This is a genomic window from Streptomyces sp. NPDC053673 (assembly GCF_055585225.1).
In genome coordinates, this window is record NZ_JBVJKN010000060.1 from 1 (window position 1) to 21072 (window position 21072).

A 21072-nucleotide genomic window follows, 5' to 3' on the forward strand; every position below is an offset into this window, starting at 1 on the left:
TCGACCTCGTCGACTACGGCGTCGTCGGCGACCTCTTCGACGTCGTCCCCCAGCTCACCGAAGAGATCAAGACCCGCAAGGGCTGACCCACCCCCCTCCTCCCGGGGCCGCACGGTGAACCCACCGCGCGGCCCCCCACCATTCCGGGTACGGCACGAACGAAACCGAGCGCGCGCTGCCCGTCCGGGGTGTCGCCGGGGCCGCCGCGGCGGACCAGGCCGTCGATCAGATCCCTCAGTTCGGTGGCGAACGAGCTCATGAACGGGCCTCCTGTCGGGCGATGAGGGAGGCAGCACCTCGGCGGAGCCGCCGCCGAGGCCGAAGGGCGATGCCCCAGACGAGGCCGAGTGCCAGTCGTCCTGCCAGAACCTCGCCTACACCGACCGCGACATCGCCCAACTCCGCGAGCGGCTGGTCGTGCTGCAGACGGGAGCCGCTGACCTGCTGGCTCCCGTCCCCTACGTGATCGCGCTGCCGCCCAGGCCGCCCAGGTACGGAAGGTCCTGGACCGCCACGACGATGTCACCCCCGCCACCGAGTCCGCCCAGGAGAGCATCTCATGACCCGTCAGCCCCGTGACCGCGACGCCGACGCCCGGCCGTCCGTGCCGCCGCAGACCGCCTGCTCGCGGGCACCCCATTGCGGTCCACCAGTGGCAAGCTCACCGACACGGAGCTGATCACCGAGTCCGGTCTGCGACGCGACGTCGTCTACGGCCACCACAAAGAGTTGGTCGAGGAGTTCCAGGCCGCGTCAAAGCCCAGCACACGGTCCCCGCTGCCGCCGAGAAGATCGCCGAGCGGAACCGGGCGCTCAAGGAGGAGAACGCCGCCCTCAAAACTGACCTGGACGCCGAGCGAGCGAGGAACAGAACCCTGACCAGGGTCGCCGTCGAACTGTCTCTGGAGTTGGAGCAGGCGAAGGAGGAACTCACCCAGAACGCGGATGTGGTGCGACTGCCCGGCAGCCGCACCAACTCCCCATCCTGGCAGCGCTGATCAGGCCGCCGACCCCTGGCCCTTTCCTCGATAGGTGCAGCAGCGACTGCCGCTGAGTCGAGATCAGAACGGTGAGGGCGGACTCAGCCCACCCTCACACCGACTTCCAAAACTCCTTGGACTCCAGCCGGAGCCTCAGCGGTTGGCCAGGGTGCGGTCGAGGAGGGGCAGCAGGCGGTCCCAGTGAAGCTGCAACGCGGCGGGGTCGAAGGCATCGGTGTCGGACATGGTGAAGCCGTGGATGGTGCCGGGGTAGATCTCGGAGGTGTAGCCGACCCCCGCGGCGTCCAGGGCCTGGTTGAGCTCGCCGAGGGCCTCGGGCGTCAAGTCGCTCTCGGCGTGGCCGAAGTGGACCTCGGCGGTGAGCTCGGCGAGCCCGTCGGCGCCCACGGGGCCGTGGAATCCGGCGACGGCGGCTACCTGGCCGGGGTGGGCCGCGGCGGTGCGCGTCGCCAGGAGGCCGCCGATGCAGTAGCCGGTCACCGCGACCGGTCCGGCGCCGACCTCGGGCTGGGCGGTGAGGAACCTGAGGTAGGCGTCGGCGTCGATCAGGACACGTTCGGCGGTGTGCGCCTCGATCAAGGGCATCAGCTGAGCGAAGAGCGCGGGCCGGACTTCTTCTCCGATGTGTTCGGGAAGTTCGATCACCGGTGCCGGGCCGTGCCGGTAGAAGAGGTTGGGGACGAGCACGTAGTACCCGTGCCCGGCCAGTTCGCGGGCCATCTCCCGCAGCACGGGCCGGATGCCGAAGCCGTCCGCGTACATCAGCACCCCTGGGTGCCGCTCCCCACCGTCGGGGAAGGCGGCGAAAGCGTCGGCCTGGCCGTCCGCGGTGGGAATGTGCAGCGTCCTGATGGGCATGAATTCTCCTGTCGTGGTTGATGTGTTGAGCCTGTGATCAACACGACAGAGGCGGAGCCCGCGCAGCGGCGCAGGATCCTCGATCGAACAGCGGGCCCTCACCGGCCCGTACGGCGCTCAGAGGAGCACCGGGTCACCAATCCGTGTGTGGCGCAATGCCGTCCCGGTAGTCATCGCCGCGCAGCATAGCCCACCGGACGAAAGCCGCCGCCAGTACCCAGAAGATACCGGGCTCTCTTCGAGACTTCGGAACAGCCCGACAACCTTGATTCCGACAACCCACTTGCCTAATGAACGCATGACAAGTTGCAGCCGCCGAGGCGCAGGAAGGCGCACCGCCGTCCGGCCGACGGACCCTCGCCCTGCACGGTGGGGCCGAAGACGACTCGGCCGGATCCGACGGCAGGGTTTCCACGCTCCGCCTTGGCTCGTGCAACCCGGACAGCCTTCTTCGCGGCCCGTCGAGGCAGTCTCCAAGGCCCCAGACCGCCCCCATGGTGCGCGCACGGACTCCGACACCCAGAACTATGGTGTCCCACCACATGTGCCACTGACCTGCGTGTTTCTACGGTGTGGCGACACGAAATCGTCCCCGTCCCCGCTCGGAAGTGGTATCCATGGCCGCCTCGGCAACCGCTCCACCCGCCCCCGGCTCCCTCAAGCGCATCGTCGCCGCGAGTCTCATCGGCACCACCATCGAGTGGTACGACAACTCATCCGACCAGTGCTACGACCTGCTGTTTTTCCGCCATTGACCCTCCGAAGTCAGCACCGAACCAGCACCGGAAGATCTCGTGCTGGGTGGGGAACAAGGGGCCCGCCCGATATGGCGGCAGCGGACTTGCCGACAAGCGTCGGCAGTCGTCACTCACCGTAGCGTCCTGGCCCGCGACCGATCGGACGCCGATCTCGCAGCCACAGCTGGCCACAGCTGTTGCCCACGTCCGCTACACCCAGGAAGAGCCGACTGCACGGTATATCTGGAGCCCCCCATGCGTCAGCGAACGCGGTGTCCTTGGCCTCCTGGTTGTCGACAGACGGCGGCAGCTCGGTACGGCATGGAGATGCCGGTGAAGGGCCCGGTGATCTGCGAGCCTTTAGGCTTCCTTCTGCAGGGGAAGCGTAGTAGTACTTCGTTAGGTTGTGCTGGGCGGGGGACGACCTGTTCTGGGTGGAACCGGTAAGTCGCGATGGCAGGTGGTGCAGGCGCCAGCCCAGCACAGCAGCAGCTCCTGCATGGCGTGGAGAACTTGGTAGAAGGTCAGGCCGGCGCTTGGGCTTTTGGTTCCAGCGCCGAAGGGTGAGGAAGGCGTGGGCGGCGGTGACGAGGGTGACGTGGTGGTGCCATCCGCGCCAGGTGCGGCCCTCGAAGTGGTCCAGCCCCAGGCCGTGCTTGAGTTCGCGGTAGTCGTGCTCGATGCGCCAGCGGATCTTCGCCATCCGCACGAGGTGACGCAGTGCGGTGTCGGCGGGCAGACTGGTCAGCCAGTAGTCGGTGGGCTCGCTCTGACCGGGTAGCCATTCGGCGATCAGCGTCTCGATCGGCAGGGCCCCGTCCCAGGCGGCCCGTCCGCCGGCCCGGTCACGTGCGGCTTTCGTCGCCGCGACGCCGGCCGGGCGGACTTCCATCACCATGAACCGGCCGCTCATCGTGCCTTTGCTGCCCTGCCGCCAGGTGACCCGCCGCAGTCGGCGCCGCCCGGCTGTCATCACCAGGTCCTTCAGCGACCGGGCCGGCTCCCGATAGCGGGGCAGCCGCGGGGCGCCCATCCGCCCCTCCCGCTCCGGAGCGGTGGGGACGGCATCGCCAGGGTGGGCGCTGGTGTCACCGCGCACGGCGGTCACGTAGTCCAGGCCGCGCTCGGTCAGTCCGGAGCGGAAGGCGTGCATCTGGCCGTATCCGGCGTCGGCCACGACAACGCGGCCGTCCAGCCCCCAGCCCCGGGCCTCGTCGATCGCGTCCAGGGCCAGGCGCCACTTCTCCCGGTGCCCCACATCCTCGGGCACCCCGGCCTTCGACCGGCGCCCGTCGGACGGATCCGCCCACTCAGCGGGCAGGAACAACCTCCAGGTCACAGGGACGGAAGCGGCATCGGTGACCGCATGCAGACTCACCCCCACCTGGCACAGCGACTTCTTGCCCAGCGCCCCGCACCACTGCCGGGCCGCCCCGACCGACTGATCGCCCGCCTTGGGAAAGGAGGTGTCGTCGATCACCCACGCCTCCGGGGCGATCGCCGCACACGCCTTCGACGCGACCGCCCGCAGCACCGGAGTGTGATCCCACGGAGACTGGCTGACGAACTGCTGCAACGCCTGCATGTTGCCGTCCGGCAGCCGCTCGGCCATCGGCTGGATCGACTTGCGCCGCCCGTCCAGCATCAGCCCCGCAGGTAGCAGTCACCCCACCCGCGCTGGTCCTTGCGCTTCAACGACCCGAACACCTCGGCAACGAACTCACCGAGGCTCGCCCGCAGTTGCTCGATCTCCCCAAGATCCACGAACGGCAGCATGCACCACCGCAGACCGTGCGATCAAAGAAACCTAACGAAGTACTACTAGGCGGTCAAGGAACAGTTCGAACGGGGCCGTGTCATCCATGAGTTCCCGCAGTTGGCCCCTCGCGGCCGAGCACGCGTCAGCCGACTTCAGCGGCAGGCGTACGACGGTGACGAAGCCCCGGCGCGCGAGGCGCTGGGCGGCTGGCGGCGCGTCCTCCAAGAAGACCGGCACCTTCAGCGTGAGCAGGTTCTCCCTCAAGTGGGCCGCAAACCGGTGCGTTCGGGCGCCACCTCCCGGGCGAGCGCGTCAAAGTCGTCGAGCCGGGCGAAACGGAAGGTGAACCCGTCGCCGGGACCCCTCCCGTGCCACGCTGTAGGCCTCGGGGGCGTCAGACAGGTGCAACACGCTCTTGAAGCCGACGCCTTTGTGACCAATCCCGGAATCGGCACGCTTGCTGGACAGGGCGATGCTGCAGAGCGCCTTGAAGTCCCTGCCGCCGAACGGTTTGCCGCCGTTGGCGACATAGAGAGTGCCGTGCTCTCCCTCGTCCTCGTCCTCGTCGAAAAGGATCTCGATGCGCCCGTCAGCGCTGCGCGCCGGGTGAGCGTCGTGCGCGTTCTGCAGCAGCTCGACGAGCACCCGGCCGTCGTACTCGGGCGAGATGATCGTCTCGGCCACGGCCTTGGCCTCGCGAGCCGCCTCTCGGCCATCGTCCCAGTCCCGCAGACAGCCCCGAACCTCAACGAGCGCCTGATCACGGACGCGCTTGAGCACCGCAGCCCGCCTGCGCGAATGCACGCGCTCCGACGACGACCGACGGCCTCCGGCTCTCATACCGCCGCTCCCCCGCACGTCTCCCACCCCGCTCCGTCGGTGATCCTACTGAGTGAGAAGGAGCCGTGAAGGGCTTTGCCACGGACGGTCCTGTCACTCCTATCCGACGCTGACCGTGTCCTCAGTTCATAGACAGGCAGCCGACCGCGGCAAGGACCACGCAGCATCTGGTGACCGACACGCACCACCCCTCCGAGGACCTGACCTACCCAGCAAGTCGCCTGACACCTAATCAGAACGAGCGTCAAATGAGCGTCACGAGCGTCATTTCAGCGTCAAGATATCGCCCGTAACGCCCACAGTGCACATAACGCGCACTGCCAAAACCGCAGGTCAGACGCCTTCCCGCACCGGTTCAAGGATCGCCACGCACTCCACGTGGTGCGTCATCGCAATCATGTGAATCAGAAACATGTGAAAGAAAGGCGCAGGCCAACGGCACGTTGCCGGTATGCGCCATGGGCAGAGCGAGCGCCATGGGCAGAGCGCTGCCGCACCCCTGCGACTGCGTTCGGCTGGAGCCGGTCGACCGCGGCGGCCGGCTCCAGCCGGCCCTCACATGGGTTGCAGTGTCAGCCGCGCTGAACGGGCCAGTGGGTCACGCTGATCTGCTCGCCGCAGTTCTTCCTGCCGTCGTCCTCGCAGATGTGCACGTAGCTCGTGGTGGTGGGTGCGTAGGAGATCTTGTTTTCGACCGGCTTGCTGCCCGGTCCGCACTGGGTGACCAACTTGCGGGCGGGGCCCGGCGCGAGGTCGTACACGGTCATGGACCACAGCGAGTAACAACCCGGCCCGGTGTTGCGGAGCTCGCCCTTGACCACCAGCGTCGAGTAGAGGCCGCTGCCCTGCTCGAGCCAGCGGGTGCCGTCGGCGGTGGCGGTGCCGTGCGAGACCGACCACGGTATCGGGGCCGCCGAGGCCGGGCCGGTGGCCAGCAGGAGGCCGGCGGTCGAGGCGGCCGCGACGGCCAGGGACTTGAGGGCGCGGTGGCGCATGGGAGGTGTCCTTTCGGAGGGTCATGTGGTGTGCGAGGTGAAACAGGTGGTGTCCTCGGGCACCCCGGAACGATCGGCTCCGGAGTCATCCCGATAGCTCCAGCTGAAGGGGATACCGCGGGCGGTGGCCGGATCCGGGCCGTCCATCAGCTGGAAGTGCAGATGCGGCTCGGAGGAGTTCCCCGAGTTGCCGCACTCGGCGAGCTGCTGGCCGATGGTCACCCGGTCGCCCGGCGTGACCCGCAGCGAGCCCCGGCGCAGGTGCGCGAAGCCCGCCACCACGCCGTCGCCGAGGTCGAGCAGCACGTAGTTGCCCCACAGGTGGCAGGGCCAGCCCAGGCCCCGGACGAAGCCCTCCAGGTAGAGGAAGGCATGGGCGGGCAGTGACATCCTGGAGAAGTGGTCGCGCATCCGGCCCGCGGTCGCCACCACCACACCGTCGGCGGGCGCCAGAACCGGCTGCCCGAAGGTCGGATAACGGTCAGGGCGGCGGCCGAAGGGCCACGCCGTCGTGAACGGCGGCGCCTCCGGGCCCCCGACCGGCACGTGGATCAGGTCGATCGCGTAGGTCTGGGCGTGGCTGTGGGTGTGACTGGGCACCTTAGTGGCCGGGCCGTTGTGGGCGATCCAGCGTCCCTGCACCGGCATCGGCACCGCCACCGGTGCGTGCTCGCCGCGCGGCCGTTGCCGCCGGGCCAGCGACCAGCGCATCGTCCCCCCGAGGGCCAGCAGCAGCACACCGGTGACCCACAGGGGGCCCACCCCGCCGTTGTTCATGAGGATGCACAGGGTGCCGGCCCCGAAGACCAGGCCGTGCCTCTTCCAGACGATCATGCGTGCTGCCTCCCGGGCGTCAGGTCCGGCGCGGTACGGAAACCGTGCTGCCGGCGAAGAGCCGACAACGCTGCCAGATACCCGCACATGCCGTGGACCGAAGGACCCGGCGGGGTGGCCGCCGAGCACAGATAGACCCCGGGCAGCGGGGTGGTGTACGGATCGGTCCGCAGGGTGGGCCGGGCCAGCGACTGGCGCAGCGTCAGTGCGCCGGCCGCGATGTCCCCGCCCACGTAGTTCGGGTTGTACGCCTCCCAGTCGGCTGCCGCCCGGCCGCGCGCGGCGAGCACCGTGTCCGAGAACCCCGGCGCGTACTCCTCGATACGCCGCCCGACCAGCTCCACCGGGTCACGGGTGTCACCGTTCGGCACGTGAGCGTACGCCCACACCGGGCGCCGGCCGTTCACCGCCCGCCCCGGGTCGGTCACCGCCGGGTCCACCACCAGCACGAACGGTGCTGTGCCCGGTCGGCCGGCCGCGACCTCCCGCTCCTGCCGGGAGATGTCCTCGGCCGTACCGCCCAGATGCACCGTGCCTGCTCTGCCCAGCAGCGGATCGGCCCACGGAACGGGTCCGTCCACCAGGAAATCGGCCTTCGCGGCCCCGGGCCCGTGCCGGTACCGGCCCAGGGCCCTCCGGTAGCCCGCCGGCAGTCGGGTCCCGGCCAGTTCGAGGAACCCGGCGGGCCCCACGTCGAGCAGCACCAGCGGTACGCCGTCCAGCTCGGCCAGGTTCGCGACCCGGTGCCCGGTGACGAACGCCCCGCCGTGCGCGGTGATGTCCTCGGCCAGCGCCCGCGCGATCCGGTCGCTGCCGCCCTCAGGCAACGGCCAGCCGGTGCTGTGCGCGGTGTGCCCGAGCAGCATCGCCACGGCGGCCGAGGCGAGCGAAGGCAGCGGGCCGACCGCGTGCGCGGCCACTCCGGTCAGCAGCGCCCGCGCCTCCGGGCCAGCGAACGGGCTTCGAGGGGTCGCGTGGGCCAGGACCCGCGCGCCCAGGCGGGCGGCCGCCAGCGGATCGCGGGGCAGCCTGCGCAGGTCCGACAGGAGCAACTCGACCACCTCCGCCGAGCGTTCGACCAGCGGCCCCATCAGCCGGGCCCAGCGCAGGCCGTCCGCGCCGAGGTGCTCCGCGGTCCGGGTGACGCTCCGCCAGGCGGCCACCGAGCGGCCACCGCCGAGCGCATGCGCGTAGGGGATCTCCGGCTGGAACAGGGGCACTCCCCGGGCGGGCAGGTCGAAGGCCTTGAAGAACGGCGAGGCAGCGGCCATGGGGTGGACGGCGGAGCAGATGTCGTGCCGGATCCGGCTGTCGAACAGGGCCTGGGTACGCAGTCCGCCGCCGATGCTGTCCGCCTGCTCGTACAGGACCACCTGCAGCCCGGCCCGGGCGAGGGTGACTCCGGCCGCCAGCCCGTTGGGGCCGGTGCCGACGACGGCCGCGTCGGGCCGGGGGCTCATGAAGCGGCTCCGGTGGCGGTCGGGGCGAGCTGCTGGCCGGCGAGACGGCGGTAGGTCGGGTCCTGGTCCATCAGCTCGGCGTGCGAGCCGTGGGCACGCAGTCGGCCGTCCTCGATGACCAGGATCCGGTCGGCGTCGATGGTGGTGGACAGACGGTGCGCGATGGTGACGACCTGACAGCGGCGGCCGATGTCGGTGATGGCCTGGAGCAGAGCGGCTTCCGCATCCGAGTCCAAGTGGGAGGTGGCCTCGTCCAGCAGCAGGACGTCGGGGCAGGTCAGCAGCGTGCGGGCGAGAGCCAGCCGCTGCCGCTGGCCGCCGGACAGTCCGGTGCCGCCTTCGCCGAGCGGAGTGTCCAGGCCCTGCGGCAGGGCTGTGACGACCTCGCCGAGGTGGGCCGCGCGGACCGCTTCGGCGATCTCCGTGTCGGTGGCGTCGGGGTGGGCGTAGGTGAGGTTTTCCCGGACCGTGCCCCGCATCAGAGGCGACTCCTGCTCGACCAGGCCTATCCGGGACCGGAGTTCGGCCAGTGGTAGGGCGGCGGTGTCGGTGCCGCCCAGGTGGATGCTGCCGCGATCGGGTGTGTGGAACCGCTCGATCAGCTGGAACAGGGTGGTCTTGCCGGCACCGGAGGGGCCCACGACCGCGGTGACGCCGGTGGGCGGCAGGGTGAAGGAGATGCCGTCGAGGGTGGAGGTCTCGGCCCCGGCATGACGGAAGGAGACCTCCTTGAACTCGACGGCGGGCGCGGGACGGGTCCGTGTGCTGGGCCCGGGCGGCTCCTCCGATCGCGGCCGCACGTCCGTCGCCGGCAGCGGGTCCGCCTCGGTCTCGATCGCGGCGAGTTGCTTCACCCGGTCGATGGCGGCCCGGCCCTGCTGGAGCTCGCCCAGCGACATGAACAGCATCACCAGCGGGCTGACCAGGTAGAAGAGGTACATGATGAACGCCGTGAGATCCTCTATGGGCAGCGCGCCGGTCGCCGTACGGGACATGCCCCAGGCGATCACCACGGCCAGCGAGATCTGGGTACCAACGTTCATCGAGGGCATCAGCAGCGCCGACAGCCGGGTCACCCGGATGCCGCTGCGCCGGGCGGCGTCGGCGAGTCCCCCGATGTGCTCCGTCTCGCGCGCCTCGGCCCTGGAGGCCTTCACCGTGGTCAGCGCGCCCAGCACGCGCAGCAGACCGGAACCGAAGTCGCTGGTGTCCTCCCGGTTGGCGACGGCCGCGGTCCGGACGGCCCGGGCCAGTCCGAGGGCGACCACCGAGGCGGCGCCCAGGCAGCCCGCGGTGACCAGCAGCATCCGCCAGTCGATCCAGGCCATCACGGCGACGCAGCCGAGGGTGGTCAGTCCGGCGGTGATGATCTGGGAGACGGAGGAGGACAGCGCGATCCGCGCGACCGAGGTGTCTGCGACGGTACGGGTGAACACGTCGCCGTGTTCGAGCTGGTTGAACGCGCTGATCCGGGAGTGCAGCAGACGGCCCGTCAGGGTGGTCCGCATGTCCAGGACCATGTTCTCGCCGGCCCGCCCGATCAGGTAGAAGTGCCCGGCTGCCAGCACCGCGTCCGCCGCGAACAGCCCGGCGATGAGGACGATCGGCCAGGTCAAGGGCCGGTCCAGGGCGACCGCCTCGATCAGGTCGCCGATCAGCAGCGGCTGGAGCAGGGTAGCGGCGGTGCCGCCCAGGCCCAGCAGGATTCCGGCGCCCAGCAGCAGCCGGTGGCGGGCCGCGATCGCCGCGGTGTTCACTGCCGAGCCCTGCCGACGGCGATGGCGGCGACCACGGCGACGGCGGTGCCCATGATCAGCCCCTTGGACCAGGCCTGGCTGGTGAACTCGCCGTTCTCGCGGAACATCACCGCCATGACGGGCACGGCCACGACGAAGGCGACGACGAACCAGGCGGCGCGCTGGGTGCTCACCTCAGGCCCCTTTCGTGTAGGTGGTCAGGAAGAGCGGGTACTGCTCGCTGTACGGGGACAGGTCCCAGCCGGCGTACCGGCCCTCCGGGACCAGCCCGGCGGCCTCGGCGTAGGCGTCGGCCTCGTCGGGGGTGGTCAGCCGGGACAGCTCACTGCCCACCCGGGTGGTGCCGTCCGCCTCGTACCAGACGTGCGAGCACTGCCACAGGTCGGTTCCCGGCGGCAGCGTGGAGTGGGTCTGCAGCCCTGTCCCCGGCTCGGGGTACGGGGTGAAGAGGGTCGCCCGGGACCGGCCCTCGTGCAGGGCCTCGACCGCCGGCCGGTTGCCGGTCTCGACGACCAGCCGACCGCCGGGGGCCAGCCGTTCGGCCGCCCGGTGGAACATGGCCTGCTGGTCCTCGCGGGTCAGCAGCATGGACAGCACCCCGCACACGGCGTAGACGAGACCGTAGTCCCGGTCGTCGTTGTAGGCGCGGATGTCGCCGTGAACACCGGTGACCTGCACGCCGCCGGGGGACCCGGCGAGCAGGGCCAGCATTTCCGGGGAGGAGTCGACACCGGTGACCGGACCGGTGCGGGCAGCCAGCGGGACCGCGATCCGGCCGGTCCCGACGCCCAGTTCGAGGGTGCCCCGGCCCGGGTCCGGATGCAGGGCGGCGAGCGCCTCGGCGACGGCCAGCGCGCTCGCGTCCTTGGGGAAGATCCGGTCGTACCAAGACGCGAACTGTGTTCCGTAGCCGATGTCGTCGACCGTGCCGGTCATGGACATGCGCGTGCTCCTCTCCTTGCCGGGTGCTGTCCGGTGACTTCAGACGGTTGTCAGGTGGCCGCCCACCGGAGGCCGCTTCATCGGTGTGTACGGGGAGATGAACAGCGGTTCGGGTTCCTCGCCGGTTTCGTGGCCGGAGGCGCGGACCACCGCGAACTGGAAGCCCCGGACGGCGTCCTCACCGTGCCGCTCCCGGATCGTACGGCGGATGAACTCGACCAGCACCTGGTAGGCGGAGTTGGTCTGGGCTGCCGCGGCGCCGCCCTTCGCGGCGAGCTGGAGGATGGCGGTGCAGATGTCGAACACCGCCTTCTCCGGCCGCCGGGTGGCGAACCAGAAGGCCTGGTGCAGCCGGCGCGGCTCGATCATCTCGATCTCGTGCCACTCGCCGGTCGCGCCGCTCGGGTCCAGGGTCCGGTACACGTAGTGGAAGTCGTGCACCGCCGGATTGGGGGCGAAAAACTTCCAGTTGGGGACGAGCGAGAACACGTCCCTGCTGCGGGCCCGGTCGAAGGCCGGATGCGGGTGCTGGGCAGCCACGGTGGCCACCAGCATTCCCGCGCCCAGCATCCGGGCCCAGGCGCCCTCGCCGGTGAACGCCGACTTCAGCAGTGCGCCTGCCTTCACAGCCCGGCTCCTTCCTCGTGGTCCTGGGCGGTTCCGTCCGGCGCGTCGCCGTGGTCCGGGACCGGCTCGGCGGCGGCCGGGCGGAGCCCGGTGCGCAGGAAGCCGGCCATCAGGTCGGCCGCCCGGTGGGCGTGCGGCGCGTTGGTGAGCAGGGAGTCGTGGTCGGATCCCTCCACCACCTGGATGCCGCCGGGCCCGCCGTGTGCCCGGTGGGCGTGCGCCAGCTCGTTGTAGAGCAGCAGCTGCTCGGGGTCCTGGTCGACGGTCTGCTGCGCGGCGATGATCAGGCCCGGGGCGGCGATCGGGTCGACGGACCCGTCGAAGGCCCGGAACTCCCGCTCGACGGCCTCCCATTCGCGCTTTCCAGCCGTCCACATGCGGGCGTCGGCGTACTGGGCGAACACCCGCTCCCGGTATGCCTTGGGCAACCGGTCCAGCCAGTCGGGGCGGCTCATCAGGACGCCCGTGCCCAGCCGGAGGTAGCGGGAGGCGTGGGTGATGGTCTCGCGCAGGTCCTTGGCGCCGTTGCTCTGCCGTTCCGAGCGCTGCAGCTCGGCGGGGTGCGCCGGGTCGAGGTAGACGAGTCCGGCCACCCGGTCGCCCAGCCGGGCCGCGGTCCGGCGGATGATCTCGCCGCCGAGGGAGTGGCCGACCAGGACCACCTTGCGGTCCGCCGGGACCACGCCGCGGACCAGGTCCTCCAAGTCATCCACGGACTCGTCGAGTTCGTACGGGGCGGTGGTGCGGCGCAGGCTGCCGCCGTAGCCAGCTCGGGCGTACGAGACGACGGCGTGGTCGGTCTCGTTGACGAACCGCTCGGTGATCCAGGAGAAGTGCTCGGAGGTGGAGGTCAGTCCGGCGGCGAAGACCAGGACGGGTTCATCGGAGTACTCGCTTCCGCCCGTCTCGTACATCAGCTCGTTGCCGTGCCGGGTGACGAACTTGCGGGAGGTCGGCCAGCCTTCCAGGACGGCGGCCCGGCGCTGGGCGGCCACGGCCGCGCTCGCGGCGATGCCGGCGGCGAGCAGCACGGCGGCGGCCTTCACCGCCCGGTCGTCGCGTCCGGCGACGGCCGGGTGGGAGCGGGGAGTGGTGGTGTACGCGACCATCGGATGCAGGGAGGGGAAGGCCGTCATGAAACGGCCGAGTCCCATTACGAACGCGTTGGCGACGTGGAAGCCCGCGGCGGAGGCGAGGAAGGGCCGGGTGAGGCGGCCGCCCGCGAGGTACACCACCGGGAAGAGGCACTCCATCGCCAGCACGCTGTGCTGGACGTACTTGGACGTCTTCGGGTAGCGCTGGGTGAGCCCGTAGACCTTCTCGGATCCGTAGGTCCTGGTCCGCATCACCCCGGGGAGGGCGGAGGCGTCGCGCCAGCGCTCACCGATGAGCTTGACCCAGCCAGAGGCGGCGTAGGACAGGTTGGCCTGCAGGGCGACGTACCAGAGGAAGGCGTCCTGCGTCCGGGTGCTGTTCGACAGCCGGGCCAGGCCGGTGGCGCCCTGGACGAGCGTGGCGACCTGGTCGGAGCCGTCCGTGCCGTAGCGGTGACGTGCGGAGAGAAGACAGGTGGTGCCGCCGAGGAAGAGACTGCCGGCCCCGCGCCAGCGGCTGTTGCCCGGCAGCAGGAGGCCGAGGCTGACGGCCGCGCGGGCGGCGTGCAGGGCGACGGTGGTGTTCCGGTGGGCGACGGCGCCGCTGAGTTTGCGGATCACCAGGTTGTTGGACTCCGGGGACTTCTTCATGATGTCCCAGTCGTTGAGTCCTCCGGGCTCCAACTGCTTGCGCTGGTGCAGATATTCGAGAGAAGAGGAAAGGGTGGTGAGGGCGGACAGCCGCTCCGAAATCCCCAGCGCCCTGTCCCGGGAAACCGGAACGGGAGAGAATACCGCCGAGGCGAGTTTCTTTAAGTACCGCAAAAACGTGCCTACCTCTCGGCCAGTCAGTGGTTCGGCTAGCATGGCCAGGCTGTCTGGCCGCGATTCCAGCGCGGCCAGACAGCCTGTGATGCCTGCTCTTCGCCAGGGCTCCGCGGGTGCGGGGATCAGCCCTTGGCGGCGGCCCGGCCGGCCTCGTAGGCGCCGACGGCCGCGGCACCGGCGGCCAGACCACCGCCGGCGTACGGGCAGACGACGAGGACGGCGGGGGTAAAGGCCACCGGCATCATCCGGCTGGTCCGCTCACCCGAGTCCTCCGACAGGGCCGCGTCCGCGATGGTGCGGACGCTCTCGATGATTCGGTTCATACCTTGTCTCCTTTTCCGGGGGACGTATTGACGCAGGGCGTCAGTTCACGACGCGGCCGGCGACATACGCACCGACCGGAATGGTGAAGGCGACGACCGCCGCCGTGATCTTCACGGAGGCCGGAACGGCAACGGCGGCCGGAGTCGCCATGACGGGTGTGCCATCGAGGGAAACCGCACCCTCGGCGATGGGACCCATGTCCTGCTCATTCATGAAGGCCGCGATCTTGGCCATGACACTTTCCTTTCGATGGGACGGGTCGGGAACGTGTGCTCAAAGCCCGGAACGGTGCGTCGACCGCCAGACATCAACTGCTGTTCGATTCACCCGGTGGACAAATAATCAAACATGAGTTGATGCCAGGACTCTAGATCGACTCCACCCGGAGCGTCAACTGGTGTTGCTGGCTCGTTCTAAATGATCACACACCAGTAAGCTGGTAAGGTGCGCCTGAGGATGGAGGCACGTGATGGCTGAACAGAAACGGCAGATCAGGCCCCCACAGTCGCTGGCTGAGAAGCTGAATCATCTGTTCGCACACATGGCCCCCGCCGGGCGAGGTCCGTACAGCGTCGAGGAAGTGGCCCGGGCCATCACGGCGGAGGGCATCGCGATCTCGGGCAGCTACATCTGGCTGCTGCGCAAGGGGCAGCGCGACAACCCCACGCTCAAGCACCTCGAAGGGCTGGCCAAGTTCTTCGGCGTCCCGCCGGCGTACTTCTTCGACGACCAGGTCACCGAGGCGGTCAACGCGGAACTGACGCTCCTCGCTGCCCTGCGGGACGTGAAGGTCCAGCGTGTCGCCCTGCGAACGGCCGGACTGTCGGACAAGAGCCTGAAGTCCATCACCGAGATGATCGAGCGCGTCCGCGAACTCGAGGGACTCCCCGACCAGTCGGGCGACACCGACAACTCATAGCAGCCAAAACCCGCGATTGACCGGAATCACTCTGGCCTCCGCCCCACCATCCGCTTTGGATGAAGATCATTCGGGCAAGCAGTGGAGGCGGAGATATTTCCTTGAACGAGTGACAGTTACGGAAACGCTGCAGGAGCATACTGCGGACGCTCGGCATACGGCCCCCGCTCCAAGTGCACGAGCTCTGCCGGCTTCTCGGCGACCATCGCGGCCGCCCCATCCGCCTGCTGCCCTACTCGCTGCCCGTACCGGGACCCTTCGGCCTGTGGATAGCAACGGACCAGGCCGACTACATCTTCTACCAGCAGGAAACCAGTCAGGCGCACCAGGACCACATCATCCTGCACGAGGTGGGCCACATTCTGGCCGATCACGCCAGCGACGAGTCCGAACACGACGTCTGGATTGCACTGTTGCCCGACATCTCGGCCGATGCCATCAAACGGGCGCTCCGGCGCACCTCCTACGACGAGGAGCACGAGCGCGAGGCCGAGCTCGTCGCGACCATCATTCTGGAGTGGGCGTCCGTGCTGGACCGCGTCACGCCGCGGGCGGCCGGGAGTCCCTCGGTACGTCGTGTGCAGACGGCGCTCACCGATCGGCAGGGGTGGCTCTGACCGATGCTGTCCCTCGTACTCGGTGCGGTGCTGTGCGTGGCGCTGGTGTGGAAGATCTTCCAGCTCGTCAAGGCTCCGTCCGACAAACTACTCCAGGCCGTCTTCCTGTGCCTGCTGTGCGCGGCCCTCTCCTTCCCCCTCGGCGTCCGAGGCGGCGTCCGTCTCATCGACGACCTCACCGGTGAGGGCTCCGCCAAACTGCTGCAGAACGTCCTTCTGCTGGGCGCCGTCTACTTCCTGATGTGCTTCTTCATCCACTCGGCCTCGGACCCCGGCACGGCCCGCGTCCGGGCACGGCGGGAGCTCGTCCCGCTGGCGGCGACCGTTGTGGTCGCCGCCGTGGCCATGGCCATGACGCCGGGGCCTGACCGTGCCCACACGTACGCCTCGGCGGACATGCGGATCCTCGGGGTCGCCATCTTCTACCTGACCGCCGGCGCCTATCTCACCTACGCGCTCGGCATGGCACTGTTCTGGACCGTCCGCTACGCCCGTGTGTCGAGCAGGCCACTGGTCATCGGCCTGTGGATGGTGGCCGGCTCCCTCACCGCGATGGTGCTCGCCTCGCTGTTCCGCGAAGTGCTCACACTGGTGCGCGGACTCGGCGGGGGCGTCCCGCATCCGTTGATCCTGGGCCTGAAGCTGCTGCTCGACCTCGCGATCCCGCTGTTCGTAGCCGGGGTGATCTACCCGGCGACCGTGACCCGGTGCGCGAGCCTGCGCCAGTGGTGGCGGCACCGCCGGATGTACCGGCGTCTGGCTCCGCTCTGGACCGCACTGCACAGCGCCTTCCCCGAGGACTCCCTGCACCGCACCTGCCCGGACTCCTGGCAGGATGTCCTGAGCCTGCAGGGGGTCCACCGCCGCTACTACCGGCGTGTCATCGAGTGCCGTGACGGGCTGGTCCGGATCAGCCCTTACCTCGCCCAGCTCAAAGCGGCCGACGCTGACGGCGACACCAGGCCCGACGGCACGCTCACGCCCGAGGTCACCGCACGCCACCTGCGCGAGGCGCTGCGCGCGTACGTGGCCGGAGAGCCTGCGCCCTCCCAGCCCGTACCGGTGGCGCTGCCCGCGGACGACGGCCTGGAAGGCGACGTCCGGCAACTCATCCTGCTCTCCGACGCGTTGTAACGCGCCGAAGCCGTACACAGAAAGGGAGAATCGTCCATGGACGCACTCGTCTCGGCCGGACGCATGCTGGCCGGTCCGCGCGGCCGCCTGATCGCCGAAGGGTCGGTCCTGGTCCGTGGGGGCGTCATCACGGACGCCGGCCCCAGGGCCGAGGTCGAGGCCAGAGCCCCGCGCGACGTGCGTCGGCTCGACCATCCGGACGGGACACTGCTGCCCGGCCTCATCGACGCGCACGTCCATCTGGCCCTCGACGCCGGCCCCGACCCGGTCAGCACTCTGCTCGAGGCGGACGACGCGACGCTGCGCACAGGCATGGCCGAGCGGGCAGAGCAACTGCTCCGCACCGGTGTCACCACGGCACGCGATCTGGGCGACCGCAACGGCTTGGCCGTCCGGCTCCGCGACGACATCGCGAGCGGGCGCCTGCTCGGACCACGCATCCTCGCCGCCGGTACGCCGGTGACCGGACCCGGCGGCCACTGCTGGTTCCTCGGTGGGGAGGTGGACGGAGAGAGCGCCATCCGCGACATGGTCCGGCGCAATGTGGAACAGGGCGTAGACGTCATCAAGGTGATGGCGACGGGAGGCGGCATCACCAAGGACGGTCCCCCAATCTGGGCTCCCCAGTTCACACCCGCTGAGCTGCGCACCGTGGTGGAGGAGGCCGCGCGCGCCGGCCTGCCGGTCGCTGCCCACGCACACGGCACCGAGGGCATCGCCGCGGCGGTGGCCGCCGGGGTGGCCACGATCGAGCACTGCACCTGGATGGCCCGGGACGGATTCGAACTACGTGAGGACCTCGTCGCCGAGATCGTCGCCAAGGACATCCACGTCTGCCCGGCGGCCAGCCCCGACTGGCGCGGATTCGCAAAGCGCTTCGGACCCGAGCGCGCCGAGGAGATGTTCAGCCGGCTGGGTTGGATGCGGGAGCGAGGCGTACGACTGATCGCAGGGACCGACGCCGGCGTGAGCCGCGCTGTCTTCGACGACTTCGTCTCAAGCTTGGAGTTCTTCGAGCACATCGGCTGCACACCCGCCGAGATCATCGACCTGGCCACAGCCGAGGCCGCCCAGGCCCTGGGCATCGCCACCACCACGGGCCGCCTCCGGCCCGGCTACCGTGCGGACCTCCTGGTCGTCCACGGCAACCCCTTCAAAGACCTTCAGAATCTGCGCCGTGTGGCTCTGGTCATGTCCGGCGGGCGCGCCCACATACCTCAGCTTCCGCTTGCCGTCGACTGAGGTCGGGCCGGAGCCACCCAGCGCAGTCTTCGGCGGCAACGTACGGCCGGCCACTGCGGCCACGCTCTCCAGTCCGAAGTCATCGTCCCCGAAGACGCGGTAAGGAACCAGGTCGGTGGAGTACTGGTGCTCTCGGACCGTGTGAATGTCGTAGCGGGTGAAGTCGCCGGCCACGCAACTCGGCCTCGAGGCGCTCCACAGCACCCGCGACACGGTTCGGCACCGAGCTGGTCCGTACAGCCACGCCGCGCTGGGAACACCGACTGATGCGGTCATGTCCTCCCGTCTCCCCGCACACCGCGCCGGCCGGTTTCCGGTCGGCAAGTGCGTCGACCACGGCGTAGGCCTCTCGCCACGCCTGCTCCTCGGCCTCGCGCGCCGGGCCGAGCAGTACGACCGGCCCGGTGAGCGCGGTCACGGCTGCGCCCAGGCCGCCGCGGCTGATGCCGGAGCGGCGCAGGACCGCATCCACCACGTCGAGCCGGACCGTCAGTGAGCGCCCACGCCCCGGGGAGCGGCCCAGCAGACGCTCGGCGGACGCCCGTTGGTCCTCCGTCGGCGTGCCGAGGGAGACGGGGCCGGTGAGCGGCTGCCCGCGCTCCAGGCGGCGTCGTGCGCGCTCGACCAGCCAGGCGAGGCCGGGGTCGCCGAGGAGACGGCGCAGCCCAGGCTCGTCGATCGGTGTGGTGGCAGGTGTCAGGTGCACGGTCGGTCCCGGTCGGCCATGGCCTCCGCGCGCGGTCCGGGCACGGAGGCCCCGGACCGTATCGGGTCCTCGCCCCGGGTCCTGCGGTTCCTGCGGGTGCCGTCCCACTCCCAGCGGGTAACGAGCACCGCCGCGATCTCGTCGATCCGCGACAGCTGGGCGATGGCGATCCCGGGCACCTGCGGATAGCAGGCCCATTCCCGTTCGCTCGTCATCACCACGTCGAGGTCGAAGGCGTGCAGCAGGCCGAGGCACTTGGCGCGCGAGTCGTCGTCGACCCCGGCGAACGCCTCGTCAAGAGTGACGAGGCGTGGCGCGTGAGGATGATGCGTCATCGGGAACACTTCAAGCGAACTCTGAAGCCGCCGAACGTGGGTGGCGAGGCGGGTCGCGCGGGCATTGGCGACTTCGGCCTGCAGCGAGGCCGCACTGAGGGCCAGCCCCCTCGGGACGCCCAATAGCTGCACCACCGTGGCGCCGCCCCTGCCCCCTTCTCCTGGATCATCGATGTAAGGGCGACTTCCAAGCACCACTGAACAACATCGCCACGCGTGCGGATCACGAGCGATGGCAAAGCGCCGCCTTTCCCGAGTGATCGTCCGGGCTACCGCGACAGCGATCACCATGAGCAGCCGTACCCCGACCAGGGACCGCCAGTCCAATCCGATCTGCGGCAGATGCCGGAGTTCAACGCAGCGTAGTCAGCACCAAGTCAGCACGGGAGGGGTGAGAAGGGGTGATGACGTGGGCTTTCAGTCAGCACGAAACCAGCACGGGAGTCAGCACGGCGCCTCCAAATCATGCCCGAACGGTGCAACTCGGACAGCCTCCTTCGCAGCCCCGTCGAGGCCAGATCGGAGACCCCAGTACCGGCTCCATGGTGGGCACGCGCACTCCCACGCCCAGAACTATGGTGTCCCACCACATACGCCTCTGACCTGCGCGTTCCTACGGTGTGGCGACACGTAAAACGTCCCCGTCGACCGCCAGGAAGTGGTGCCGATGTCCTCCCCCGCGACCGCTCCACCAGCCCCCTCCAGCCTCAAGCGCATCGTCGCCGCGAGTCTCATCGGCACCACCATCGAGTGGTACGACTTCTTCCTGTACGGGTCGGCCGCGGCTCTGGTGTTCAACAAACTGTTCTTTCCGGAGTCCGATCCGCTGGTCGGGACACTCCTGTCGTTCCTGACCTACGCCGTCGGGTTCGCCGCGCGGCCGCTCGGGGCGCTCGTGTTCGGGCACTACGGGGACCGGCTCGGGCGCAAGAAGCTTCTGGTGCTGAGCCTGCTGCTGATGGGCGGGGCAACGTTCGCCATCGGGTTGCTGCCGACGCATGCGACGGTCGGGACGGCTGCTCCCGTGCTGCTGACCGTTCTCCGGCTGGTGCAGGGCTTCGCACTCGGCGGCGAGTGGGGTGGAGCCGTGCTGCTGGTGTCGGAGCACGGGGACGCCCGGCGCCGCGGGTTCTGGGCGTCGTGGCCGCAGACCGGGGCGCCGGCCGGGCAACTGCTGGCGACCGGGGTGCTGTCGGCGCTGACGGCGCTGTTGTCGGATGCGGCGTTCCTGTCGTGGGGCTGGCGCATACCGTTCCTGCTGTCCGGTGTGCTGGTGATCGTCGGTCTGTGGATTCGTCTCTCTGTCGATGAATCGCCCGTGTTCAAGGCCGCGCTGGCGCAGGCCGAGGAGCGGAAGGCGGCCGCCGGCCAGGTCGAGAAGATGCCGCTCGTGGCCGTGCTGCGGCACCACTGGCGCGATGTACTGATCGCGATGGGCGCGCGGATGGCCGAGAACATCAGCTACTACGTGATCACCGCCTTCATCCTCGTCTACGCGACCACCTCGGCCGGGCTGAGCAAGCAGACCGCGCTCAATGCCGTGCTCGTCGCGTCCGCCGTGCACTTCGCGGTGATTCCGGCGTGGGGTGCGCTGTCCGACCGGATCGGGCGCCGGCCGGTGTATCTGATCGGTGCAGTGGGCGTGGGTCTGTGGATGTTCCCGTTCTTCGCTCTCATCGACAGCGAGTCGTTCGGCAGCCTCCTGCTCGCCGTCACGGTCGGCCTGGTGCTGCACGGGGCGATGTACGCGCCGCAGGCCGCGTTCTTCTCGGAGATGTTCGCGACGCGCATGCGCTACTCGGGTGCGTCGATCGGAGCCCAGTTCTCGTCGGTTGCGGCCGGGGCGCCGGCCCCGCTGATCGCGACCGCGTTGCTCGCCGACTACCACAGTTCGACGCCTATCACCCTCTACGTCATCGCCGCTGCGCTGCTGACGGTGGTCGCCATCGGCTGCGCCCGGGAGACCCGCGACCGTGATCTCGCCGATGTCTCGGCGGGGCCGGACAGCCGGGACACGCGGGACGCGGTGGCCGCCGCGGAGGCTCCGACGTCCGCCTGACAGA

General features: G+C 69.7%; 20 protein-coding genes and 2 pseudogenes. 6 read left to right on the plus strand and 16 right to left on the minus strand.

Going from position 1 to position 21072, the window contains the following annotated elements:
* Positions 1–1133: 1133 nt before the first annotated feature.
* Both ACZ6ZQ_RS37525 and ACZ6ZQ_RS37530 read right to left on the minus strand, forming a co-directional pair.
* Positions 1134–1859, minus strand: a complete 726-nt coding sequence (locus tag ACZ6ZQ_RS37525; RefSeq protein WP_469773021.1) for a dienelactone hydrolase family protein — start codon at positions 1857–1859, stop codon at positions 1134–1136.
* A 296-nt stretch (positions 1860–2155) separates the two neighbouring features.
* Positions 2156–2227 (minus strand): annotated as a pseudogene (locus ACZ6ZQ_RS37530) (7-carboxy-7-deazaguanine synthase QueE); the annotation flags it as partial.
* A gap of 249 nt (positions 2228–2476) precedes the next feature.
* Here ACZ6ZQ_RS37530 and ACZ6ZQ_RS37535 point away from each other — a divergent pair.
* Positions 2477–2614: a hypothetical protein gene (locus ACZ6ZQ_RS37535; RefSeq protein ID WP_469773045.1), complete on the plus strand. Its 138-nt coding sequence runs from the start codon at positions 2477–2479 to the stop codon at positions 2612–2614.
* Positions 2615–3084: 470 nt separating this feature from the next.
* Here ACZ6ZQ_RS37535 and ACZ6ZQ_RS37540 read toward each other — a convergent pair.
* From ACZ6ZQ_RS37540 to ACZ6ZQ_RS37595, 12 genes and pseudogenes are all read right to left on the minus strand, one after another.
* Positions 3085–4360 (minus strand): annotated as a pseudogene (locus ACZ6ZQ_RS37540) (IS701 family transposase); the annotation flags it as partial.
* Between the two features lie 307 nt (positions 4361–4667).
* Positions 4668–5135 carry an ATP-binding protein gene (locus ACZ6ZQ_RS37545; protein WP_469773022.1) on the minus strand — a complete coding sequence of 156 codons (468 nt, stop codon included), beginning with the start codon at positions 5133–5135 and terminating at the stop codon, positions 4668–4670.
* A gap of 632 nt (positions 5136–5767) precedes the next feature.
* A complete protein-coding gene (locus tag ACZ6ZQ_RS37550) occupies positions 5768–6190 on the minus strand; it encodes a hypothetical protein (RefSeq protein ID WP_469773023.1) in 423 nt (140 codons plus the stop codon).
* Between the two features lie 21 nt (positions 6191–6211).
* A complete protein-coding gene (locus tag ACZ6ZQ_RS37555) occupies positions 6212–7024 on the minus strand; it encodes a M23 family metallopeptidase (RefSeq protein ID WP_469773024.1) in 813 nt (270 codons plus the stop codon).
* Positions 7021–8484, minus strand: a complete 1464-nt coding sequence (locus ACZ6ZQ_RS37560; RefSeq protein ID WP_469773025.1) for a phytoene desaturase family protein — start codon at positions 8482–8484, stop codon at positions 7021–7023. Before ACZ6ZQ_RS37560 ends, ACZ6ZQ_RS37555 begins: the two co-directional genes overlap by 4 nt.
* A complete protein-coding gene (locus ACZ6ZQ_RS37565; protein ID WP_469773026.1) occupies positions 8481–10241 on the minus strand; it encodes an ABC transporter ATP-binding protein in 1761 nt (586 codons plus the stop codon). The genes ACZ6ZQ_RS37560 and ACZ6ZQ_RS37565 overlap by 4 nt, the downstream gene beginning before the upstream one ends.
* On the minus strand, positions 10238–10414 hold the full coding sequence (locus ACZ6ZQ_RS37570) for a hypothetical protein (RefSeq protein ID WP_469773027.1): 177 nt from the start codon (positions 10412–10414) through the stop codon (positions 10238–10240). Before ACZ6ZQ_RS37570 ends, ACZ6ZQ_RS37565 begins: the two co-directional genes overlap by 4 nt.
* Position 10415: 1 nt before the next feature.
* Positions 10416–11183 carry a class I SAM-dependent methyltransferase gene (locus tag ACZ6ZQ_RS37575; RefSeq protein ID WP_469773028.1) on the minus strand — a complete coding sequence of 256 codons (768 nt, stop codon included), beginning with the start codon at positions 11181–11183 and terminating at the stop codon, positions 10416–10418.
* A 39-nt stretch (positions 11184–11222) separates the two neighbouring features.
* Complete coding sequence (locus ACZ6ZQ_RS37580; protein ID WP_469773029.1) at positions 11223–11810, minus strand: hypothetical protein; 588 nt, start codon at positions 11808–11810, stop codon at positions 11223–11225.
* Positions 11807–13729: an alpha/beta fold hydrolase gene (locus ACZ6ZQ_RS37585; RefSeq protein ID WP_469773030.1), complete on the minus strand. Its 1923-nt coding sequence runs from the start codon at positions 13727–13729 to the stop codon at positions 11807–11809. The genes ACZ6ZQ_RS37580 and ACZ6ZQ_RS37585 overlap by 4 nt, the downstream gene beginning before the upstream one ends.
* A 125-nt stretch (positions 13730–13854) precedes the next feature.
* Positions 13855–14055, minus strand: coding sequence for a hypothetical protein (locus ACZ6ZQ_RS37590; RefSeq protein ID WP_469773031.1), 201 nt, complete (start codon positions 14053–14055; stop codon positions 13855–13857).
* A gap of 40 nt (positions 14056–14095) precedes the next feature.
* A complete protein-coding gene (locus tag ACZ6ZQ_RS37595; protein ID WP_469773032.1) occupies positions 14096–14290 on the minus strand; it encodes a hypothetical protein in 195 nt (64 codons plus the stop codon).
* 235 nt (positions 14291–14525) lie between these two features.
* Here ACZ6ZQ_RS37595 and ACZ6ZQ_RS37600 point away from each other — a divergent pair, with 235 nt between their 5' ends.
* The 4 genes from ACZ6ZQ_RS37600 (at position 14526) to ACZ6ZQ_RS37615 (ending at position 17968) form a co-directional block, all read left to right on the plus strand.
* Entirely contained in the window at positions 14526–14975 is a 450-nt protein-coding gene (locus tag ACZ6ZQ_RS37600) for a helix-turn-helix domain-containing protein (protein ID WP_469773033.1), read from the plus strand.
* 173 nt (positions 14976–15148) lie between these two features.
* Positions 15149–15592 (plus strand): hypothetical protein, encoded by a 444-nt coding sequence (locus ACZ6ZQ_RS37605; protein ID WP_469773034.1) that lies wholly within the window; start codon positions 15149–15151, stop codon positions 15590–15592.
* Positions 15593–15595: 3 nt separating this feature from the next.
* On the plus strand, positions 15596–16726 hold the full coding sequence (locus tag ACZ6ZQ_RS37610; protein WP_469773035.1) for an MAB_1171c family putative transporter: 1131 nt from the start codon (positions 15596–15598) through the stop codon (positions 16724–16726).
* A gap of 36 nt (positions 16727–16762) precedes the next feature.
* Positions 16763–17968 carry an amidohydrolase family protein gene (locus ACZ6ZQ_RS37615; protein WP_469773036.1) on the plus strand — a complete coding sequence of 402 codons (1206 nt, stop codon included), beginning with the start codon at positions 16763–16765 and terminating at the stop codon, positions 17966–17968.
* 79 nt (positions 17969–18047) lie between these two features.
* Here ACZ6ZQ_RS37615 and ACZ6ZQ_RS37620 read toward each other — a convergent pair whose 3' ends face one another.
* Together ACZ6ZQ_RS37620 and ACZ6ZQ_RS37625 are read right to left on the minus strand one after the other, a co-directional pair.
* A complete protein-coding gene (locus ACZ6ZQ_RS37620; RefSeq protein ID WP_469773037.1) occupies positions 18048–18782 on the minus strand; it encodes a TIGR02679 domain-containing protein in 735 nt (244 codons plus the stop codon).
* On the minus strand, positions 18665–19009 hold the full coding sequence (locus tag ACZ6ZQ_RS37625; protein WP_469773038.1) for an SbcC/MukB-like Walker B domain-containing protein: 345 nt from the start codon (positions 19007–19009) through the stop codon (positions 18665–18667). Before ACZ6ZQ_RS37625 ends, ACZ6ZQ_RS37620 begins: the two co-directional genes overlap by 118 nt.
* A gap of 667 nt (positions 19010–19676) precedes the next feature.
* On the opposite strand from ACZ6ZQ_RS37625, the gene ACZ6ZQ_RS37630 reads away from it, so the two are divergent.
* A complete protein-coding gene (locus tag ACZ6ZQ_RS37630) occupies positions 19677–21068 on the plus strand; it encodes an MFS transporter (RefSeq protein ID WP_469773039.1) in 1392 nt (463 codons plus the stop codon).
* Positions 21069–21072 lie beyond the last annotated feature (4 nt).